The organism is Streptomyces sp. NPDC049597 (assembly GCF_040675505.1).
Lineage (GTDB): Bacteria > Actinomycetota > Actinomycetes > Streptomycetales > Streptomycetaceae > Streptomyces.
In genome coordinates this window covers 124,669-143,008 of the sequence record NZ_JBFAOY010000016.1, presented here as the reverse complement: position 1 = coordinate 143,008, position 18,340 = coordinate 124,669, and the positions used below count along the sequence as shown (strand labels likewise).

The 18,340-nt window shown below is 72.5% G+C and carries 14 protein-coding genes; 10 read left to right on the top strand and 4 right to left on the bottom strand.

Features of this window, described 5'->3' with window-relative positions; translation table 11 throughout:
* Nucleotides 1–46 precede the first annotated feature (46 nt).
* The gene (locus AB0K02_RS19980; RefSeq protein ID WP_365993780.1) at nucleotides 47–1,267 is read right to left on the bottom strand and encodes an MFS transporter; all 1,221 of its coding nucleotides are present in this window, start codon (nucleotides 1,265–1,267) and stop codon (nucleotides 47–49) included.
* 510 nt (nucleotides 1,268–1,777) lie between these two features.
* Between AB0K02_RS19980 and AB0K02_RS19975 the strand changes: the two genes are divergently transcribed.
* From AB0K02_RS19975 to AB0K02_RS19960, 4 genes are all read left to right on the top strand, one after another.
* Entirely contained in the window at nucleotides 1,778–1,918 is a 141-nt protein-coding gene (locus tag AB0K02_RS19975) for a hypothetical protein (RefSeq protein ID WP_365993779.1), read from the top strand.
* A gap of 192 nt (nucleotides 1,919–2,110) precedes the next feature.
* On the top strand, nucleotides 2,111–4,168 hold the full coding sequence (locus AB0K02_RS19970; protein ID WP_365993778.1) for a phosphocholine-specific phospholipase C: 2,058 nt from the start codon (nucleotides 2,111–2,113) through the stop codon (nucleotides 4,166–4,168).
* A 19-nt stretch (nucleotides 4,169–4,187) separates the two neighbouring features.
* On the top strand, nucleotides 4,188–4,697 hold the full coding sequence (locus AB0K02_RS19965; protein WP_365993777.1) for an SRPBCC family protein: 510 nt from the start codon (nucleotides 4,188–4,190) through the stop codon (nucleotides 4,695–4,697).
* A gap of 157 nt (nucleotides 4,698–4,854) precedes the next feature.
* On the top strand, nucleotides 4,855–5,967 hold the full coding sequence (locus AB0K02_RS19960) for an ABC transporter substrate-binding protein (RefSeq protein ID WP_365993776.1): 1,113 nt from the start codon (nucleotides 4,855–4,857) through the stop codon (nucleotides 5,965–5,967).
* A 118-nt stretch (nucleotides 5,968–6,085) separates the two neighbouring features.
* Here AB0K02_RS19960 and AB0K02_RS19955 read toward each other — a convergent pair whose 3' ends face one another.
* Nucleotides 6,086–6,541, bottom strand: a complete 456-nt coding sequence (locus AB0K02_RS19955; RefSeq protein ID WP_177148056.1) for an Lrp/AsnC family transcriptional regulator — start codon at nucleotides 6,539–6,541, stop codon at nucleotides 6,086–6,088.
* Between the two features lie 130 nt (nucleotides 6,542–6,671).
* Between AB0K02_RS19955 and AB0K02_RS19950 the strand changes: the two genes are divergently transcribed.
* The 5 genes from AB0K02_RS19950 to AB0K02_RS19930 all read left to right on the top strand — a co-directional run bounded on the left by AB0K02_RS19950 (nucleotide 6,672) and on the right by AB0K02_RS19930 (nucleotide 13,925).
* Nucleotides 6,672–7,694, top strand: a complete 1,023-nt coding sequence (locus tag AB0K02_RS19950; protein WP_365993775.1) for an asparaginase — start codon at nucleotides 6,672–6,674, stop codon at nucleotides 7,692–7,694.
* 125 nt (nucleotides 7,695–7,819) lie between these two features.
* Nucleotides 7,820–9,271 (top strand): aspartate ammonia-lyase, encoded by a 1,452-nt coding sequence (aspA, locus tag AB0K02_RS19945; RefSeq protein ID WP_365993774.1) that lies wholly within the window; start codon nucleotides 7,820–7,822, stop codon nucleotides 9,269–9,271.
* Nucleotides 9,272–9,441: 170 nt separating this feature from the next.
* On the top strand, nucleotides 9,442–10,338 hold the full coding sequence (locus AB0K02_RS19940) for an arginase family protein (RefSeq protein WP_365993773.1): 897 nt from the start codon (nucleotides 9,442–9,444) through the stop codon (nucleotides 10,336–10,338).
* Nucleotides 10,339–10,640: 302 nt separating this feature from the next.
* Nucleotides 10,641–13,355: a SpoIIE family protein phosphatase gene (locus AB0K02_RS19935; protein ID WP_365993772.1), complete on the top strand. Its 2,715-nt coding sequence runs from the start codon at nucleotides 10,641–10,643 to the stop codon at nucleotides 13,353–13,355.
* A 72-nt stretch (nucleotides 13,356–13,427) separates the two neighbouring features.
* A complete protein-coding gene (locus AB0K02_RS19930) occupies nucleotides 13,428–13,925 on the top strand; it encodes a peptidylprolyl isomerase (RefSeq protein WP_365993771.1) in 498 nt (165 codons plus the stop codon).
* An 82-nt stretch (nucleotides 13,926–14,007) separates the two neighbouring features.
* On the opposite strand, the gene AB0K02_RS19925 is transcribed toward AB0K02_RS19930, so the two are convergent.
* Nucleotides 14,008–14,382 (bottom strand): transglycosylase family protein, encoded by a 375-nt coding sequence (locus AB0K02_RS19925; RefSeq protein ID WP_365993770.1) that lies wholly within the window; start codon nucleotides 14,380–14,382, stop codon nucleotides 14,008–14,010.
* 299 nt (nucleotides 14,383–14,681) lie between these two features.
* On the opposite strand from AB0K02_RS19925, the gene AB0K02_RS19920 reads away from it, so the two are divergent.
* Nucleotides 14,682–15,746, top strand: a complete 1,065-nt coding sequence (locus tag AB0K02_RS19920) for a cation diffusion facilitator family transporter (protein WP_365993769.1) — start codon at nucleotides 14,682–14,684, stop codon at nucleotides 15,744–15,746.
* A gap of 12 nt (nucleotides 15,747–15,758) precedes the next feature.
* Here the strand turns inward: AB0K02_RS19920 and AB0K02_RS19915 are convergent, their stop codons facing one another.
* The gene (locus AB0K02_RS19915) at nucleotides 15,759–18,248 is read right to left on the bottom strand and encodes a SpoIIE family protein phosphatase (RefSeq protein ID WP_365993768.1); all 2,490 of its coding nucleotides are present in this window, start codon (nucleotides 18,246–18,248) and stop codon (nucleotides 15,759–15,761) included.
* Nucleotides 18,249–18,340 lie beyond the last annotated feature (92 nt).

The following is an 18,340-nucleotide window of genomic DNA, read 5'->3' as shown; positions in this document are numbered from 1 at the left end:
GCGCGGCCGGACCAGGTCCCTGCTCAGCTGCCGGAGGGCCGCCCGCTCACGCCGTGACGGGATCGGGCGTGGGCTTCGCGCTCCGCCTCGCCCAGTCCACGAGGAACGGCATGGCGCAGCCCACCAGGGCGAAGCCGGCGGCCATCACCACCCAGCCCGCGGTGCCGTGCTCGATGGCGAGCCAGGTCAGCAGGGCGGGAGCGATCATCTTGCCCATGTCGGAACCCATCGCGTACGTGCCCTGGTACTGGCCCTGCGCGTGCTCGGGCGCCAGGCCGAACGACATGCCCCAGCTCCCGGCCGACTGCCGGATCTCGCCGAGGACGTGGGCCAGCGCGCCGACGAGCAGCAGCACGCCGGCGAGCACCGCGGAGGCGCCGCCGGTGAGCGCGAAGACGACGCAGGCGACTGCGAGACACAGCGATCCCGACCGGGACGCCTTGGCCGCCGCACGCGGCTCGTCGGTGCCGCGCGCGGCTCTGACCTGCAACAGGACCACGGCGACGGTGTTGGTGAGCAGGATGGCGGCGATCATCCAGCGCGGCGCGTCCGTGTGGTGCAGGACCCACAGCGGCAGGACGACGTCGAGCAGCAGGTTGTGCATGGACAGCAGCCCGTCCAGCACGACGAAGGTCAGGTAGGGCCGGTCCCGCAGCACGATCAGCGCCGGCCCCGGGCGGGCGGGCTGCGGCGCGACGGCCGGGAGGAGCAGCGAGATCAGGCCGGTGATCAGGTACGTCGAGGCGTTGAAGACCACGGCGGCCTTGTAGGCGGAAACCGAGTCGAAGGCGAGCAGCAGACCGGCGAGGGCGGCGCCCACCGAGACGCTGATGTTGCTGGCGGCCCGGAGGTGCGCCCGGACGGTGACCCGGTCCTCGGGTGGGATCAGGCCGGCGACCATGGCCATCCGCGCACTGCGGCTGGCGCTGTAGGCGACCGCCTGGACGCACACCACGAGGACGTACATGCCGAAACCCTGTACGGCGAGGAGCGCGGCGGTGAGGGGTCCGAGGGCGATGAAGGACCAGATCTGCACGGCCCGCGGGCCGATCCGGTCGGCCAGGTGACCGGTCGGCGTGCTCACCGCGAGGGCGACAGCGGCGGCCAGGCCGAGCCCGATGCCGAACTGGCCGGGTGTCAGGTGCAGGACGGTGGTCGCGTAGATGGCGTTGAGCGCCATCCACAGGCCCTGACCCATGGTGTGCACCAGCGTGATGCCGGTGAGGGTGCGCGCCGGTCCGCGCGCCGGAAGGAAGCGGCTCAGCATGGTCCTGCCGTACCGCGCCCCCGGCAACCGGACGTCCGACCGGGGCCCCGGTGGTGACACCGGTCCCCTGAATTTGTGCACGTCAGGATCCCTGACACGCCCCCACCTCTCGTTCAGCACCATTGCCAACGACAAGATTCGGGAATTTCCCCCGTAATCCGGGGCCAAGATCGTCGGCCCCACGGGGTCTATCGAAACGGGGTGCGCACGGCCGTGTCCAGGAAAGCAGACTGTGATGCCCGTCACAGTGAATAGCTATTCGACCGGAAGTAAATTCTTCAGAAAAACATTGACGGGGATTGTCGCTGATACCCCATTTACCGGTGAGTACGGTCGGTGAACTGGCGCACGGCCGCTGCTCGCCTGCCGTCGTCCGCCGCTGCCGAGCGGCACGTGCCACAAGAGTCCAACCGGCATCCCCGTAAGTCCATGCCCTCGCCGCGCCGCCGCTCCCATCCTGTGGTGTGTACGTGCCCCACCTCCCCCACAGCTCCTCTCCCGGAGGCACTCGTGCACCGCATCAGATCCCTGTGCGTCGCCGCGGCCCTGGCCCTCGAGGCATCTGCCCGGCTCGCCGCTCCCGCCGCCGCGGGCGGCGAGACGTCCGGCACCCGCACCGGTCCGGGAGCAGAGCGAGCGGTACGCGGCTGACGACCCATCCGTGCACCGGCGGCATCGACCGGAACGGGAACACGCCGGACCGGCTCCCCGGCGCTCGGCTCCAATACCCGTAAAACCACCCACAGTTCACCGGAACAGCAGCCCGGGCCCCTTCCCTTCCGCTGGGCACTCTTGGAGGATGCCGGTCGCTCCTGTTCCCCTACCCCCCAAGAGGCCTCGCCCATGCGTGACATCAACCGGCGCCGCTTTCTGCAGATCGCGGGAGCGACAGCGGGCTTCGCGGCGCTGTCGAGCAGCATCGACCGCGCCGCGGCCATCCGCGCGGCCCGCCGCACCGGTACCATCCAGGACGTCGAGCACATCGTGGTGCTCATGCAGGAGAACCGTTCTTTCGACCACTACTTCGGCGCGCTGAAGGGCGTCCGGGGCTTCGGTGACCCCCGCCCCGTGACGCTTCCCAGCGGCAAACCGGTCTGGCACCAGTCGGACGGCAAGACGGTGACGCTCCCCTTCCACCCGACGGCCGAGGATCTCGGCATGCAGTTCCTCCAGGGCCTCAACCACGACTGGGCGGGCGGCCACAAGGCGTTCAACAACGGCAGGTACGACCAGTGGGTGCCCGCCAAGACGCCGACGACGATGGCGTACCTCAACCGGGACGACATCCCCTTCCACTACGCCCTCGCCGACAGGTTCACCGTCTGCGACGCGTACCACTGCTCGTTCATCGGGGCCACGGACCCCAACCGCTACTACATGTGGACGGGTCACACCGGCAACGACGGCGCGGGCGGCGGGCCCGTCCTCGGCAACGAGGAGGCCGGCTACGGGTGGAGGACGTACCCCGAGCGGCTGGAGCAGGCGGGGATCTCCTGGAAGATCTACCAGGACACGGGCGACGGCCTGGACGCCGCCGGCCACTGGGGCTGGATCAGCGACGCCTACCGCGGCAACTACGGCGACAACTCGCTCCTCTACTTCAACCAGTACCGCAACGCCCAGCCGGGCAGCCCGCTGTACGACAAGGCCCGCACCGGCACCGATGTCAAGAGCGGCGACGGGTACTTCGACGGCCTCAGGGCCGACGTACAGGCCGGCAGGCTCCCCCAGATCTCCTGGATCGCCGCCCCCGAGGCGTTCACCGAGCACTCCAACTTCCCCTCGAACTACGGCGCCTGGTACATAGCGGGCGTCCTCGACGCGCTGACGGCCGACCCGGCGGTGTGGAGCAGGACGGCCCTGTTCATCACCTACGACGAGAACGACGGATTCTTCGACCACGTCGTGCCCCCGTACCCGCCGGCGTCGGCCGCGCAGGGCAGGTCCACCGCGGACACCTCCACCGAGTTCTACGCGGGCGGCAGCTCGTACGCCGCGGGCCACTACGGCCTGGGCCCGCGTGTGCCGATGCTGGTCGTCTCCCCGTGGAGCACCGGCGGCTACGTGTGCTCCGAGGTCTTCGACCACACCTCGATCATCCGCTTCATGGAGCGCCGCTTCGGGGTGGCCGAACCCAACATCTCCCCCTGGCGCCGCGCGATCTGCGGCGACCTCACCTCGGCCTTCGACTTCGACGCCACCGACACCACTCCGGTGACACTGCCCGACACCTCGGCCTACGAGCCACCGGACCACGAGCGCCACCCCGACTACCGGCCCACCCCTCCCGCCGTCGGCAGCATGCCGGCGCAGGAGCCCGGCGCGCGGCCCACCCGGCCGCTGCCCTACGCGCCCTACGTCGACAGCGCCGTCAACACGGCGGACGGGCGCATCGCCCTCACGTTCGGTCCTGGCGCGGCGGCCGGGGCGCAGTTCTACGTGACGTCGCCGAACCGCACCGACGCCCCGTGGACCTACACGGCCCAGGCGGGCAAGACCGTCACCGACACCTGGAACTCCGCCTACTCCAGGGGCACCCACCACCTCACCGTGCACGGACCGAACGGCTTCCTGCGCACCTTCAGGAGCCCGGGGAAGACGGTGACCGTCGAAGCCAGGGCCCGCCACAACGCCACCACGGGAAACCTCGACCTGACCCTGACCAACCCCGGCACCACGGCCGCGAACCTGACGGTCACCAACGCCTACGGCGGAGCGCCCCGGACCCTCGCCCTGCGCGCCGGGGCCACGGTGACGCACACGGTGGACCTGAGCGGCACCGGGCGCTGGTACGACGTGTCGGTGGTCTGCGACACGAACAGCGTGTTCCTGCGCCGCTTCGCCGGTCACGTGGAGACCGGAGCGCCGGGGGTGAGCGACCCGGCGATCCGGACCACCTGAGAGCCGTATGCTGCCGGGCGTGTACACGACGCAGATCTCCCGGCACATCAGGGCACGGCGTTCCGTCGTCTACCGGGCGCTTCTCGATGCGGAGGCACTCGCCACATGGCGGGTGCCGGCCGGCATGACCAGCCGGGTGCACGAGTTCGACGCCCGGGAGGGCGGCGCGTTCCGCGTCTCGCTCACCTACGAGGGACCGGGCGGCGCCGGGAAGTCGGGCGGGCGGACGGACACGTACCACGGACGCTTCGTGCGGCTGGTGCCCGACGAGCGGGTCGTCGAGGTGTTCGAGTTCGAGACGGCCGATCCCGCGCTGCGCGGCGAGATGACGATGACGACGACGCTCACCGACGCGGGCGGCGGCACCGATGTCCTCATCGTGCACGAGGGGATCCCCGACGGCGTGCCGGCCGCCGACAACGAGACCGGCACGCGCATGGCCCTGGACAACCTCGCGAGGCTCGTCGAGAGGGATTGGTTCCGCCCGGCGGAACCCGGGGCGCCTGACGTGCACGATCCACCCGGATAATCGGTTGCCTGCCCGCGACGGTGGCGGATGCAATGTCCGGCATGATCACCCAGGTGCGCCCGCCACGGCGAGAGGGACGGGCGCGTTCCACCCGGGCCCTGCCGCTCTGCGATCCGGGCAACCGGCCACCGAATCGTCATACGGGAGAGGCCACCGCATGAGTACGCCACCACCGCCCCCCGAACCGGAGCCCACTGACGGGTCATCCGTCCGGATCGGCGCTCTCGTTCCGCTGACTCGGCCCGGCTGGGTCGAGGCGGGCCGGCACCTGCTCGCCGGACTGGAGCTGGCCGTTCACGACGTCAATGACGCCGGCGGGATCGCCGGAAGACCACTCGAGCTGGTGGTCCGGGACACCGCGGCTGATCCGCAGAAGGCCGAGGCGGCCATAGAGGAATTGGATCGCCTGGGCGTGGTGGCCCTGGCCGGGGAGTACCACAGCGTCGTCGCTCGCGCCGCCGCCGCCAGGGCCGACGCCCTCGGCCTGCCGTTCCTGTGCTCGTCAGCGGTGCTCGACGCGCTCACCGAACAGCCGACGGAATGGGTCGCGCGCCTGTGCCCGCCGCAGTCCCACGGCTGGCGGATCTACGCGGACTTCCTCCTCGGCGCGGGCCACAGCCGCATAGCCGTCGCGGCCCAGCCGAGTGTCTACTGGGCATCCGGGACCCGCATTCTGCGGGACCATCTCGCTCCACGCGGCGGCACCGTCATCGAACTCGACATGGGCGCGCTCGCTCCCGCGGCCGTGTGCGACGCGCTCGTCGACAACGGCGCGACAGCCCTGCTCCTTCTGGTCGGCCACCCGGAGCCGTCGGTGCCGGTCGTCAAGGCCGTCCGCCGCGACCAGCGCCTCGCCGAGATCATGATCGGCGCGCCGGCCGGACAGCCGGAGTTCGCCGAATGGGCGGCGGTGCTGGGCGACGACGGCGCCGCGGTCCCGTTCCTGCGCTACCTGCCCGAGCGCCTCAGCCCCCTCGGCGCACGAGTCGAGGCTGCCCTTGGCGAGCGGCTGGCCGAAGCGCCCTCCTTCGTCGCCTTCGAGGGCTACGACACGGTCGCCGTCCTCGCCGATGTGCTGCGTTCTCACGGCGCGGACCGGGCGCGGGCCGCCGGATCCTGGCCGCGCGTCGCGGTCGCAGGCACCCGCGGGCAGATCCGGTTCTCCCGCAGGCCGGGCACCGGCGTCTGGCAGTGGGCTCGGACGCCGGTCCAGGTCGTCGACCGGGATCCGGCGGAACCCGATCGTTTCCGGATCCTGCACACCGGCTGAGACGGCACGCGGGCCCGCTCGCCCAGATCGTGATCCCGAGCGTTGCCGACGCCCGGGATCAGGGCATCGGCACGGCCCCGGCCCGCCCCCGCGCCGCCGGCGGACCGGCCCGTGGGCGTCAGCCGTCCACCGGCAGGCCGGCGGGGTCCTTGATCCGCTTCATGATGATCTGCGAATTGACCTCGGTGACCCCGGACAGGGCCGTGAGTTTCTCGATCCACAGCTGCTCGTACGCCCGCAGGTCGGCCACCGCGATGCGCAGCAGGCACCCCGGGCTGCCGAACAACCGGTAGGCCTCGATGACGTCCGGGATGTCCTGGAGCGCCGCCTCGAACGCCTCGACCGCCTCGCGGTCGCGCCGCACCTCGATGGAGACGAGCACCTCGAAGCTGCGCCCGACGGCTTCCGGGTCGATCACCGCGCGATAGCCCTGGATCACGCCGTCCTGCTCCAGTTGCCGGACCCGGCGCATGCAGGGCGAGGGCGTCAGTCCCACGCGCTGCGCCAGGTCCTGGTTGCTGAGCCGTCCGTCCTTCTGGAGCTCACGCAAGATTGCACGATCGATGGCGTCCATTGCGCAATTATCCACTACGACCTCTCGACCATGCCAGCCGAAGAGGCAATCATATTGCGGGACAATCCACCTATCATTGCGTCGCACGCGAAATGCCGCCCCCACCGGGGCATCGACGAGGAGAACGCAGATGGGACGGATCGTCGTCATCAGCACCGGCGGAACCATAGCCAGCCGCTGGCAGGGGTCCGGATTCGCCGCCGATGCCCACGGCCAGGAGGTCATGGCGACCGCGGCGGTCCCCGAGGGCGTCACCATCGAGGTCGTCGACCTGTTCAGCGTGAACAGCCCGCGTGTCACCACGGCCCACCAGCTGACCCTGCTGCGCACCGTCCACGAGGTGCTCGCCGACCCGGGCGTGGACGGCATCGTCGTCACGCACGGCACCGACACGCTGGAGGAGTCGGCGTTCCTCGTCGACCTCCACCACGACGACCCGCGCCCGGTCGTCTTCACCGGCGCGCAGCTGCCGCTCGACGCGGCCGACGGCGACGGCCCCGGCAACCTCCACGACGCGCTGCTGACCGCCTCGACGACCCGCGGCCTCGGCGTGCTGGTCGCCTTCGACGGCAAGGTGCACGCCGCCCGCGGCACGGTCAAGACGCAGACGCTCGCGGCGGACGCCTTCGCCGACCCCTCCGGCACCCGCATCGGCAACGTGGGCTTCGGCCGCGTCTCGGTCCTGCGCCACCCCCGGCGTCCTGCCGGCCTTCCCCTCCCGGCCATGCCCGACAGCCCGCCGCGCGTCGACATGGTGATGCACCACTGCGACGCCGACCCGTATCTGCTGAACGCGGCCGTCGCCGCCGGCGCGCAGGGCATCGTCCTGGTGGCCACCGGCGCCGGCAACGCCACTCCCGAGACCGTCGAGGCCGTCGCCGCCGCGGTGTCCCGCGGCGTGCTCGTCGCCCTGACCACGCGTGTCCAGGCAGGACCCGTCGCCGAGATCTACACCCACGGCGGTGCGGTCGACCTCGTCGCCGCCGGGGCCGTGCCGGCAGGGACGCTGCGGGCCGGCCAGACCCGTATCGCCGTGCTCAGCGCGCTGCTCGCCACCTCCGACCCGCGCGAGCGGGACGAGGTACTGCGCCACGCCCTCGCCGTGCCCGCGCCGGCCGACGCGGCGTCACCGGCCGAGCTCGCCCGCGCCTGAGCCCTGCCGCGCGGCCCCGAGGCCGCACCCGAGCCACGCCCCGCGCCACGCGTGCTCCGAGCCCCTTCACCCGTCACCCACGCCCCGACCCCGCGTACCCACGCGACAGGAGAGTCCGAACCTCCATGGCCACGCACCAGGACCACGTCCGCACCGGGACCCGTACCGAGCACGACCTGCTCGGTGACCGCGACGTCCCCGCCGACGCCTACTACGGCATCCACACCCTGCGGGCGGTGGAGAACTTCCCCATCACCGGCACCCCCGTCTCGGCCTATCCGGACCTCGTCACCGCCCTCGCCTGCGTCAAGCAGGCCGCGGCCCTCGCCAACCGCGACCTCGGCCTGCTGGACGGACGCAAGGCGGACGCGGTCGTGGCGGCGTGCGAGGAGATCCGGGCCGGGCGGCTCCACGACGCGTTCGTCGTCGACGTGATCCAGGGCGGCGCCGGCACCTCGACCAACATGAACGCCAACGAGGTCGTGGCCAACCGCGCCCTGGAACTCCTCGGCCACCGCAAGGGCGAGTACGCGCACCTGCACCCGTTGGAGGACGTCAACGCGGGCCAGAGCACCAACGACGTCTACCCGACCGCCGTGAAGATCGCCCTCGACTTCACGGCCCAGCGCCTGCTGGACGCCATGGACGTGCTGCGCTCGGCGTTCGCGTCGAAGGCGGAGGAGTTCGCGGACGTCCTGAAGATGGGCCGCACCCAGCTCCAGGACGCGGTGCCCATGACCCTCGGCCAGGAGTTCGCCACCTACGCCGTCATGCTGGCCGAGGACCACAAGCGGCTCACCGAGGCACGGGAGCTGATCCGCGAGATCAATCTCGGCGGCACCGCCATCGGCACCGGGCTCAACGCCCACCCCGAGTACGCGGCGCTGGCCTGCCGTCACCTGCGCGCCGTCACCGGACTGCCGCTGACGGTCGCCGACGACCTCGTCGAGGCCACCCAGGACGCGGGCGCGTTCGTCCAGCTGTCGGGCGTGCTGAAGCGGATCGCCGTCAAGCTCTCCAAGGTCTGCAACGACCTGCGGCTGCTGTCGTGCGGACCGCGCGCGGGCTTCGCCGAGATCAACCTGCCCGCGGTCCAGGCGGGATCCAGCATCATGCCCGGCAAGGTGAACCCCGTCGTCCCCGAGGTCGTCAACCAGATCGCCTTCGAGGTCATCGGCAACGACATGGCCGTGACCATGGCCGCCGAAGCGGGTCAGCTCCAGCTGAACGCCTTCGAACCGGTCATCGCCCACAGCCTCCTCAAGAGCCTGTCGCACCTGCGGGCCGGCTGCCTGACCCTCGCCGAGCGCTGCGTCACCGGCATCACCGCGAACCGCGAGCACCTGGCCCACCTCGTCACCCACTCCATCGGCCTGGCGACCGCGCTCAACCCGCACATCGGGTACGAGCAGGCCACCACCGTCGCCCAGGAGGCGCTGGTGACGGGCCGCAGCGTGCGCGAACTGGTGCTGGACAAGGGCCTGTTGACCGAGAGCGAGCTCCAGCTCGTCCTGCACCCGGACAACCTCGCCCGCCCCCACGTCCTGACCGAGGCCGCGAGCCCGGCCCTCGGCTGAGACAGGCCGGGCCCCCGGGCGGGTGGCCCCGTTCACGAGAACGGACCCCGCGGCTCACGTCCCGGCGCCGTCCGCCCGAAGGCCCGGCGTAGGGTCCGGTCCACGGCCCCGCGCTGTCGCGCCCCGTCGCGCGGCTCCCGCGGCCGCCTCGTCGGCGAAGGGGTGCGCACGTGCAGGTACTGGAGTTCATCGAGGCGCCGTCCGTGCTCGGTCTGCGGCCGTCCGGCGTCCAGGACCTCCCGCAGGCGCTGCTGGAGGCCGGGCTGCTGCGTCTGCCCGGGGCCGTGCGGGCGGGCAGGGTCGAAGCGCCGGCGTACGACCCGAGGCGTGACGAGGAGACCGGGGTCCTCAACCCCAGGGGCATCGCGCGGTACTCGGTCGAACTGGCCGACGCGGTCGGTGGCGTGCTCCTGCGTGGTCACTTCCCCGTCGTGCTCGGCGGCGACTGCAGCATCCTGCTCGGCAACCTGCTGGCGCTGCGCCGCCGCGGGCGCCACGGCCTGCTGTTCCTCGACGGCCACACGGACTTCTACCAGCCCTCCGCCGAGCCGGCCGGCGAGGCGGCGTCGATGGAACTGGCCCTGGCCACGGGCCGCGGGCCCCGGCTCCTCGCCGACCTGGAGGGGCGCGGGCCCCTGCTGCGGGACGAGGACGTCGTCGCCTTCGGCTTCCGCGACGCGGCCGAATCGGCGCGGGCGGGGACGCAGCCGCTGCCGCCGCGCCTGCACGCGATGGGGCTCGACCGTGTCCGGGCGGCGGGAGCCGCGGCGGCCGCGCGCCAGGCGGTCGACCGCCTCTCCGGCGGGGAGACGGACGGCTTCTGGGTGCACCTCGACGTCGACGTCCTCGACGACGCGATCATGCCGGCCGTGGACTACAGGATCCCCGGCGGACTGTCGTGGACGGAGCTGGAGACGGTCCTGACGACGGCACTGGCCGACGAGCGGGCCCGGGGGCTGGACGTCACCATTTTCAACCCCCGGCTCGATCCCGGGGGAACCACGGCGGCCCGTCTCGCGGACTGCCTGCGTCAGGGGTTGTCGGCACGGACGGACCTGCGCGCCTGACACCCGAGCGGCCGGCCGCGGCGCCCGTACGCCACGGGCCGTCACGGGGGCGGGCGGTCGTCCGCGCCGGCGGATCGCCGCCGCGCCGCCACCGGCGACCGTCCACCCACCAGGATCACCACCGTGTGCGCCGGGCGCGGACCCCAACGCCCTCCGGGGCGCACCCCACGAGGGCGAAAAGTACATTGATGCTAGAAGGGGGCAAGATCGGGCCGTCGCCACGGCCCCCGGCCTTCGGCCGCCCGCCGCCTCTCCGGAGGTCCGCCCGCCACGGACGCCCAGGTCCCCGGGAGTGGAACGCTATGAACCGGCACAGGCTCGACAGGTTCGGCGCCTTGCGGCGCGTCCTGCGCGGCCCGCTGTCCCTGCTGGGTTCACGCAGCGTCGCAGGGCAGGTCCTCTTCCTCCAGACCGTGGTCGCGGTGCTGCTCATCGTGGCCGCTGTGATCGCCCTCGTACTGCAGGCACGGCACGACAGCGAGCAGGACGCGCAGAACCGGTCGCTGTCCACCGCCGCCGCCTTCGCCCACGCCCCGGGGACCGCGGCCGCTCTGCGCTCGTCCGACCCCAGCGCGGCGCTCCAGCCGCTCGTCGCGGCCGCGGCCCGCGAGTCGGGGGTCGACTTCATCACCGTGATGGCACCGGACGGCATGCGCTACGCCGACACCTCCCCCGACCTCGTCGGCCGGGTCACCGTGGGGGTGGAGCGGGCCAGGGCCGGGGAGGCGTTCACGGAGATCTTCGAAGGAGCTCCGAGCGACGCGGCCCGCGCGATCGTTCCGGTCATGACGCCCGACGGATCCGTCATCGGTCTGGTCGGTGCCGGCGTCCAGATCGAGAACGTCGGCAACGCCGTGGACCGGCAGCTCCCGGTGCTCCTCGGCTCCGCCGGCGCGGCCCTCGCCCTCGCCACGGCCAGCGCCGCCCTGGTGAGCCGGCGCCTGCGACGCCAGACCCACGGCATCGGCCCCGAAGAGATGACCCGGATGTACGAGCACCACGACGCGGTCCTGCACGCGGTGCGCGAGGGCGTCCTGATCGTCGGCGGCGACGACCGCCTGATGCTGGCCAACGACGAGGCCCGCCGCCTCCTGGAGCTGCCGCCCGACGCCGACGGGCAGCCGGTCGCCGATCTGGACCTGGACCGCGGCATCAGCGCGCTGCTGGTCTCCGACCGTGCCGTCACCGACGAGGTGCACCTGGCCGGGGACCGGCTGCTGGCCGTCAGCACCCGCCCGACCGCGCCCTACGGCGGGAACTCGGGCAACGTGGCGACGCTCCGCGACACCACTGAGCTCCGGGCCCTGGCCGGCACGGCGGAGGTGGCCCGGGAGCGCCTGAAGATCCTCTACGAGGCCGGGGTGCGGATCGGGACCACGCTGGACGTGGTGCGGACCGCGGAGGAGCTGTCGCGGGTCGCGGTCCCCCGCTTCGCGGACTTCGTCACGGTCGAACTGCCCGACGCGGTGCTGCACGGCGACGAGCCCTCGGGGGCGCCGTCGGCGATGCGCCGGGCGGCGCTGTGCGGTATCCGGGCGGACCACCCCTTCCAGCCGGTGGGCGACGTGATCCACTTCGTGGCGCACGCGACGCCGATGGCGGCGGCCATGGCCAGCGGTCACGCCGCCCTGGAGGCGGATCTGACGGTCGCGGACGCCTGGCGGGCGCAGGACCGCCACGGCGCGGACGTCGCCCTGGCCTACGGCGTCCACTCGCTCATCACGGCGCCGCTGCAGGCCAGCGGCGTACTGCTGGGCATGGTGAACTTCTGGCGTTCGGAGCGGCCCGACCCGTTCGAGGAGGAGGACCTGTCCTTCGCCGAGGAGCTGGCCGCCCGCGCCGCCGTCGCCGTCGACAACGCGCGGCGCTTCACGCGCGAGCACCGGATGGCCGAGACGCTCCAGCGCAGCCTGCTGCCCCACGTGCTGCCCAGCCAGGGCGCCCTCGACATCGCGTACCGCTACCTGCCCGCGCAGGCGCGGGTGGGCGGCGACTGGTTCGACGTGATCCCGCTGCCCGGGGCGCGGGTCGCGCTCGTCGTCGGCGACGTGGTCGGCCACGGACTGCACGCCGCGGCGACCATGGGCCGCCTGCGGACCGCGGTGCACAACTTCTCCACGCTGGACCTGCCTCCGGACGAGCTGATGACCCGCCTCGACGAACTGGTCAGCCGCATCGACCAGGACGAGCCGGGCGGCGACGGCGAGGGCACCACCGGAGCGACGTGCCTGTACGCGATCTACGACCCCGTCTCCGGAGCGTGCTGCATGTCGACGGCCGGGCACCTGGCTCCCGCCCTGGTGCACCCGGACGGGACGGTGCGGTTCGTGGACGTCCCCGTCTCACCCCCGCTGGGGCTGGGCGGCCTGCCGATGGAGGCCGCGGAGGTGCGCCTGCCCGAGGGCACCGGGCTCGTCCTGTACACCGACGGACTCGTCGAACACCGCGGTCGCGACATCGACTCCGGACTGGAGGCGCTGCGAGGGGTGCTCTCCGACCATGCCCACGGCGCCCCCGAGGACATCTGCGAGGCGGTGATGGACACCATGCTGCCCACGCCGCGCCGCGACGACATCGCCCTGCTCGTGGCGCGTACCCGGCTGCTGGATCCGGGGCGGGTCGCCACGTGGGACGTGCCCCGCGACCCCGCCGCCGTCGCCCCGGTCCGAAGCGCCTGCACCAGGCAGCTGGAGGAGTGGGGGCTGGACGATGTGGGATTCACCACGGAGCTCGTGCTGAGCGAGCTGATCACCAACGCGATCCGCTACGGCTCCGAGCCGATCCACGTACGCCTCCTGTACGAGCGTGCTCTCGTGTGCGAGGTCTCCGACGGCAGCAGCACCTCGCCCCATCTGCGCCGCGCTGCCACCACCGACGAGGGAGGCCGCGGCCTGTTCCTCGTGGCCCAGCTCTCCACGCGGTGGGGAACGAGGTACACACCGACGGGGAAGGTGATCTGGACGGAGCAGTCCCTGACGGACGGTCACATCCCGCTGGAGGCCCTGCTCGGTACCTGACGCTCCGCCCGAAGCGGGGCGAAGGGTGTGCCTGGTGTGCGCGGTGGTGACCACAGATGTCAGGATGCAGTCATGAGTAACAACGTGTACTTCGACATCACCATCGACGACCAGCCCGCCGGCCGGATCGTCTTCGCCCTGTTCGACGACGTGGTCCCGAAGACCGCCAGGAACTTCCGCGAGCTGGCCACGGGCGAGCACGGCTTTGGCTACGAGGGCTCGTCCTTCCACCGCGTCATCCCGGACTTCATGCTCCAGGGCGGAGACTTCACCCGCGGCAACGGCACGGGCGGCCGGAGCATCTACGGCGAGAAGTTCGCCGACGAGAACTTCCAGATCAAGCACACCAAGCCGGGCCAGCTCTCCATGGCCAACGCGGGCCCCAACACCAACGGCTCGCAGTTCTTCATCACCACGATCGTCACCGACTGGCTCGACAACAAGCACGTCGTCTTCGGCGAGGTCGTCGAGGGCATGGACGTCGTGAAGCAGATCGAGGCGCTGGGCTCGCGCAGCGGCGCGCTCAAGTCCAAGGTCACGATCGCCAAGTCGGGCGTTGTCGAGGGCTGATCACGGTCGAGGGGTGGGGTGCCGGCAGTCCGGGCAGGACCACCGGCACTCCCCCGCTCTCCAGCGGCGGCCGGCCTCCCTCTCAGCGGCCGGCGCAGGTCCAGGCGCCCATGCCCTGGATCCGGGCGAGTCTCTTCGCCGTCGCGATCTGTTCCGACCTCGTCGCCAGATCCGCCCGCGGCGCGTACTTCAGGCCGCCCGCCGCCCGCCAGCTCGACTGGGTGAACTGCAGGCCGCCGTAGTGCCCGTTGCCCGTGTTGGCGTGCCAGTTGCCGCTGGACTCGCACAGGGCGATGGCGTTCCAGTCGACCCGTGGGCCCATGGGCACCATGCCGCGCGCGGCGTCCGCCCGGGCGCCCGGAGCGGCGCACAGCAGGGCAAGTGAGGCGGAGACAGCGACGCACAGACCCGCTCCGATGCGGATTCCCCCGGCTTGGCCGTAATGGTGACGATGCATCAGGCGCCCTTCTCTCGGCGGAGCTGCCACAACGGTGGGGCAGGCTGTCCATGACCATAGGTTCAGGTGAGAAGGGCGGCATCCGCTGTTGCGCCCATCGGGTGCGGCCGACCGGTGCACGACGGTGGCGGCACCCGCACGGGGTGCCGCCACCGTCGTGCATTCACGCCTCCGGCGCCGTGGTCCGGCCGGCGTGCCCCGCGGGGCCGAACCGGACGCACCTGCGAGCATGTCGCACCTGGTCACGGGGTGTACGACGGCTGTAGCCGCAATGGGTTCCGCATGCGACGGTAGGCCGTATGGCGGGGACAGAGCACACACACGACGACCACGGTCACCGGCACCACCACTCTCACGGGCACGGGCCGGACGGCCGGTGGTCCGCCATGCGTCACCGGGCGGCGCACCTGCTCCGCCCGCACTCCCACGAGTCGGCCGCCAAGGTCGACCGGGCACTGGAGTCCTCCGCCCAGGGCATGCGGGCGCTGTGGATCTCGCTGGCCGTCCTCGGTGCCACGGCGGCGGCGCAGGCCGTCGTGGTGGTGCTCTCGGGTTCGGTGGCGCTGCTGGGCGACACCGTGCACAACGCGGCCGACGCGCTGACCGCGGTGCCGCTGGGCGTCGCCTTCGTCCTCGGCCGGCGGGCGGCCACCCGGCGGTTCACCTACGGCTACGGGCGGGCCGAGGACCTGGCCGGCATCGTGATCGTGCTGACCATCGCCGCATCGGCGGCCTTCGCCGCGTGGTCGGCGGTGGACCGGTTGCTGAATCCTCGGGAGGTGAGCCACCTGCCCGCCGTCGCCGCCGCGGCCGTGATCGGCTTCGCGGGCAACGAGTGGGTCGCGCGCTACCGCATCCGCACCGGCCGCAGGATCGGCTCGGCCGCTCTGGTCGCCGACGGGCTGCACGCCCGCACCGACGGCTTCACCTCGCTGGCGGTTCTGCTCGGCGCGGGCGGCGCGGCCGTGGGCTGGCGCCTGGCCGACCCGGTCGTCGGCCTCGCCATCACGGCCGCGATCCTGCTGGTGCTGCGCGACGCCGCCCGGGAGGTCTTCCACCGGGTGATGGACGCCGTCGACCCCGCCCTGATGGACGCCGCGGAGCAGTCACTGCGCGGCGTGAGGGGCGTGCGCGCGGTGGGCGAGCTGCGGCTGCGCTGGATCGGGCACCACCTGCGGGCGGAGGTCGCCGTCGTCGTCGACGGCCGGCTGACCGTGTTCGAGGCGCACCGGGTGGCCGTGGACGCCGAGCACGCGCTGCTCCACGCGCTGCCCCGGCTGACGGCCGCCCTCGTCCATGCCGACCCGGCACCCCGGCCCGGGACGGCGGATCCGCACGCCGCCCTGGCGCACCACGCGGCGTGACCCGCGGGCGCCTCAGCCGCCGTCGGCGCCGTCGGGGAACTCCTGTTCCGTCCAGATGATCTTGCCGGAGCTCGTGTACCGCGTGCCCCACCGCTGCACGAGCTGGGCGACGATGAACAGTCCCCGGCCGCCTTCGTCCTCGACCGTGCTGTGGCGCAGGTGCGGTGACGTGTGCCCGGCGTCGGCGACCTCGCACAGCAGGGCCCGGTCCCGGATCAGGCGCAGGTGCAGCGGACCCCCGGCGTAGCGGACGGCGTTCGTGACCAGTTCGCTGACGACGAGCTCCGTCGCGAACGCCAGCTCGTCCAGGCCCCATTCGCCCAGCTGTCCGGTGACGAGTTCGCGGGCGCGGCCGACCACGACGGGTTCCGCCGGGAGCTCCCAGACGGAGACCTGGGCGGCGCCCAGCTGACGCGTACGCACGAGGAGCAGCGCGGTGTCGTCCGTCGCGGCCCCACGGGGGCGCAGTTCGGCCACCGCCCGGTCGCACAGTTCCTCCAGCGGCCTGCCGTGGCCGTCGGAGAGCAGACGGCCCAGTGTGTCGAGTCCGTCGTCGACGTCGCGGTCGCGCGCCTCGACGAGGCCGTTGGTGAACAGGGCGATGAGGCTGCCCTCGGGCAGCTCCGTCTCCACCGCCTCGAACGGCATTCCGCCCAGTCCCAGCGGCGGCCCGGCGGGCAGCTCGATGAAGGCGCACGAGCCGTCGGGCTTCACGATCGCGGGCGGCAGGTGGCCGGCTCTGGCCATCGCACAGCGGCGGGAGACCGGGTCGTAGACGGCGTAGAGGCAGGTCGCGCCGATGGCCACGTCGGGGTGGAGGCCGGCTCCGGCCGGCCGGCCGGGCGCGGCGTCCTCCACGAGGTCGGTATGTCGTTCCGGCGACCGGCCGACCAGGTCGTCCAGGCGGGTCAGCAGTTCGTCGGGGGCCATGTCCAGCCTGGCGAGCGCCTCGACGGTCGTTCGGAGCCGGCCCATGGTGGCCGCCGCCTGCAGCCCGTGGCCGACGACGTCGCCGACGACCAGGCCGACCCGTGCGCCCGAGAGCGGGATGACGTCCGCCCAGTCGCCGCCGACCCCGGTCACGTCGTCGGTGGGCAGGTAGCGGTGGGCGACGTCCACCGCGGGCTGCTGCGGCAGATGCTGGGGCAGCAACTGGCGCTGAAGGGTGCGGGAGGCGACGCGTTCGCGGGTGAAGCGGCGGGCGTTGTCGATGGACACGGCGGCACGTGCGGTCAACTCGTCCGCGAGCGCGACCTCGCCGTTGTCGAAGAAAACGGGACGGCCGGTGCGCACGAAGGTGACGAGGCCCATCGTGCCGCCCCGCGTCCGCAACGGCACGACCAGCGTGTTCTCGTCGAGCACCCGGCCTCCTGACGCCAGGCTCCGCAGCTGGGGAGAGCCCCGCGGGTACCGCACACGACGGACCGGCTCGCCCTCGCGCCCGGGCGGCGGTTCGCCCTCGTCCGGGTACGGCACCGGCAGCACGCTCTGCGCGCCGGACCGCGGGTCGCACCGGGCGGCGACACGGACGTAGACCGAGTCCTCCGGCCCCTCGGTGCCGGGCTCGCCGCCTTCCAGCACGACGCGCTCCAGGTCGACCGTGACCGCGCTCGCGAAGTCCGGGACGGCGATGTCCGCGATCTCCTGCGCCGTGACGGACATGTCCAGCGTCGTGCCGATACGGCGGCCCGCCTCGACGAGCAGGGCCAGGCGGTTCTGGGCCTCGTAGCGGGCCGTGATGTCGAACGCGTCCTCGCAGACGCCCAGCACGCGCCCGTCGGCGTCCAGCAGCCGGTAGTACGAACACGACCAGACGTGGTCCCTCTCCGGATCGCTGGGGATCCTTCCGCGGAAGTGCAGGTCGATCGCGGGCTCGCCGGTGTCGATCACCTGGTGCATGACGTCGTTGAGCGTGCGGCCGTCGGCGGTCAGCAGGGCGCCGTCGGGGTACAGCTCGTCGGCCCTCCGGCCGCGGTACTCGGCCAGCGGGCGGCCCACCTCGTGGTCGTGCGCGGTGTTGGCCCACGTCAGCCTCAGATCGGTGTCGTAGACGGCCAGTCCGATCGCCGACTGGGTGGTCAGCCCGTGCAGCATGGCCCGCCGGGTCTCGGACAGACGCAGACCCTCCAGCTCGGCGATCACCAGGATGCGCGCCGCCGGGCCGCCGCCGGTGAGCGGGCACACGTCCACGACCACCTGTACGGCGTGGCCGTCGCGGTGGCGTGCCATACGGGTGTCGCTGCCGCTGGGCGGGAGGTCGTGCGCCGTGCGCCGTCCGGCGTCGGCCGGATGGGATCCGAGAAGCACGTCGACCGGCTGCCCGACGACCGCTTCGCCCGGGTGTCCGAGCAGGGACTCGGCCGCGGGGCTCCACCCGATGACCGTGTTCCGGGCATCGAGGACCACCGTGGCCGCCTTGGCGAGGTCGAGAGGGCCACGCGGATCAGCGCTCTCCGGCACGCTCCATGCGGTCCATGTGTTCGCCGCGTTCCACGGACTCATGGCGGCTGAACCGGCACCGTTCATCTCCTCCAGAATCCACCCCGGCCCATACGCGCACAAGCCGCGCCGGCGTCCGCCGCGGCCCCGGCCGC

Excerpts from the sequence above, each read along its gene's own strand:
- AB0K02_RS19915 (WP_365993768.1), bottom strand. The coding sequence starts at position 18,248 with ATGAGTCCGTGGAACGCGGCGAACACATGGACCGCATGGAGCGTGCCG.
- AB0K02_RS19930 (WP_365993771.1), top strand. The coding sequence starts at position 13,428 with ATGAGTAACAACGTGTACTTCGACATCACCATCGACGACCAGCCCGCC.
- AB0K02_RS19960 (WP_365993776.1), top strand. The coding sequence starts at position 4,855 with ATGAGTACGCCACCACCGCCCCCCGAACCGGAGCCCACTGACGGGTCA.
- AB0K02_RS19950 (WP_365993775.1), top strand. The coding sequence starts at position 6,672 with ATGGGACGGATCGTCGTCATCAGCACCGGCGGAACCATAGCCAGCCGC.
- AB0K02_RS19955 (WP_177148056.1), bottom strand. The coding sequence starts at position 6,541 with ATGGACGCCATCGATCGTGCAATCTTGCGTGAGCTCCAGAAGGACGGA.
- aspA (WP_365993774.1), top strand. The coding sequence starts at position 7,820 with ATGGCCACGCACCAGGACCACGTCCGCACCGGGACCCGTACCGAGCAC.
- AB0K02_RS19925 (WP_365993770.1), bottom strand. The coding sequence starts at position 14,382 with ATGCATCGTCACCATTACGGCCAAGCCGGGGGAATCCGCATCGGAGCG.
- AB0K02_RS19970 (WP_365993778.1), top strand. The coding sequence starts at position 2,111 with ATGCGTGACATCAACCGGCGCCGCTTTCTGCAGATCGCGGGAGCGACA.
- AB0K02_RS19935 (WP_365993772.1), top strand. The coding sequence starts at position 10,641 with ATGAACCGGCACAGGCTCGACAGGTTCGGCGCCTTGCGGCGCGTCCTG.
- AB0K02_RS19980 (WP_365993780.1), bottom strand. The coding sequence starts at position 1,267 with ATGCTGAGCCGCTTCCTTCCGGCGCGCGGACCGGCGCGCACCCTCACC.
- AB0K02_RS19920 (WP_365993769.1), top strand. The coding sequence starts at position 14,682 with ATGGCGGGGACAGAGCACACACACGACGACCACGGTCACCGGCACCAC.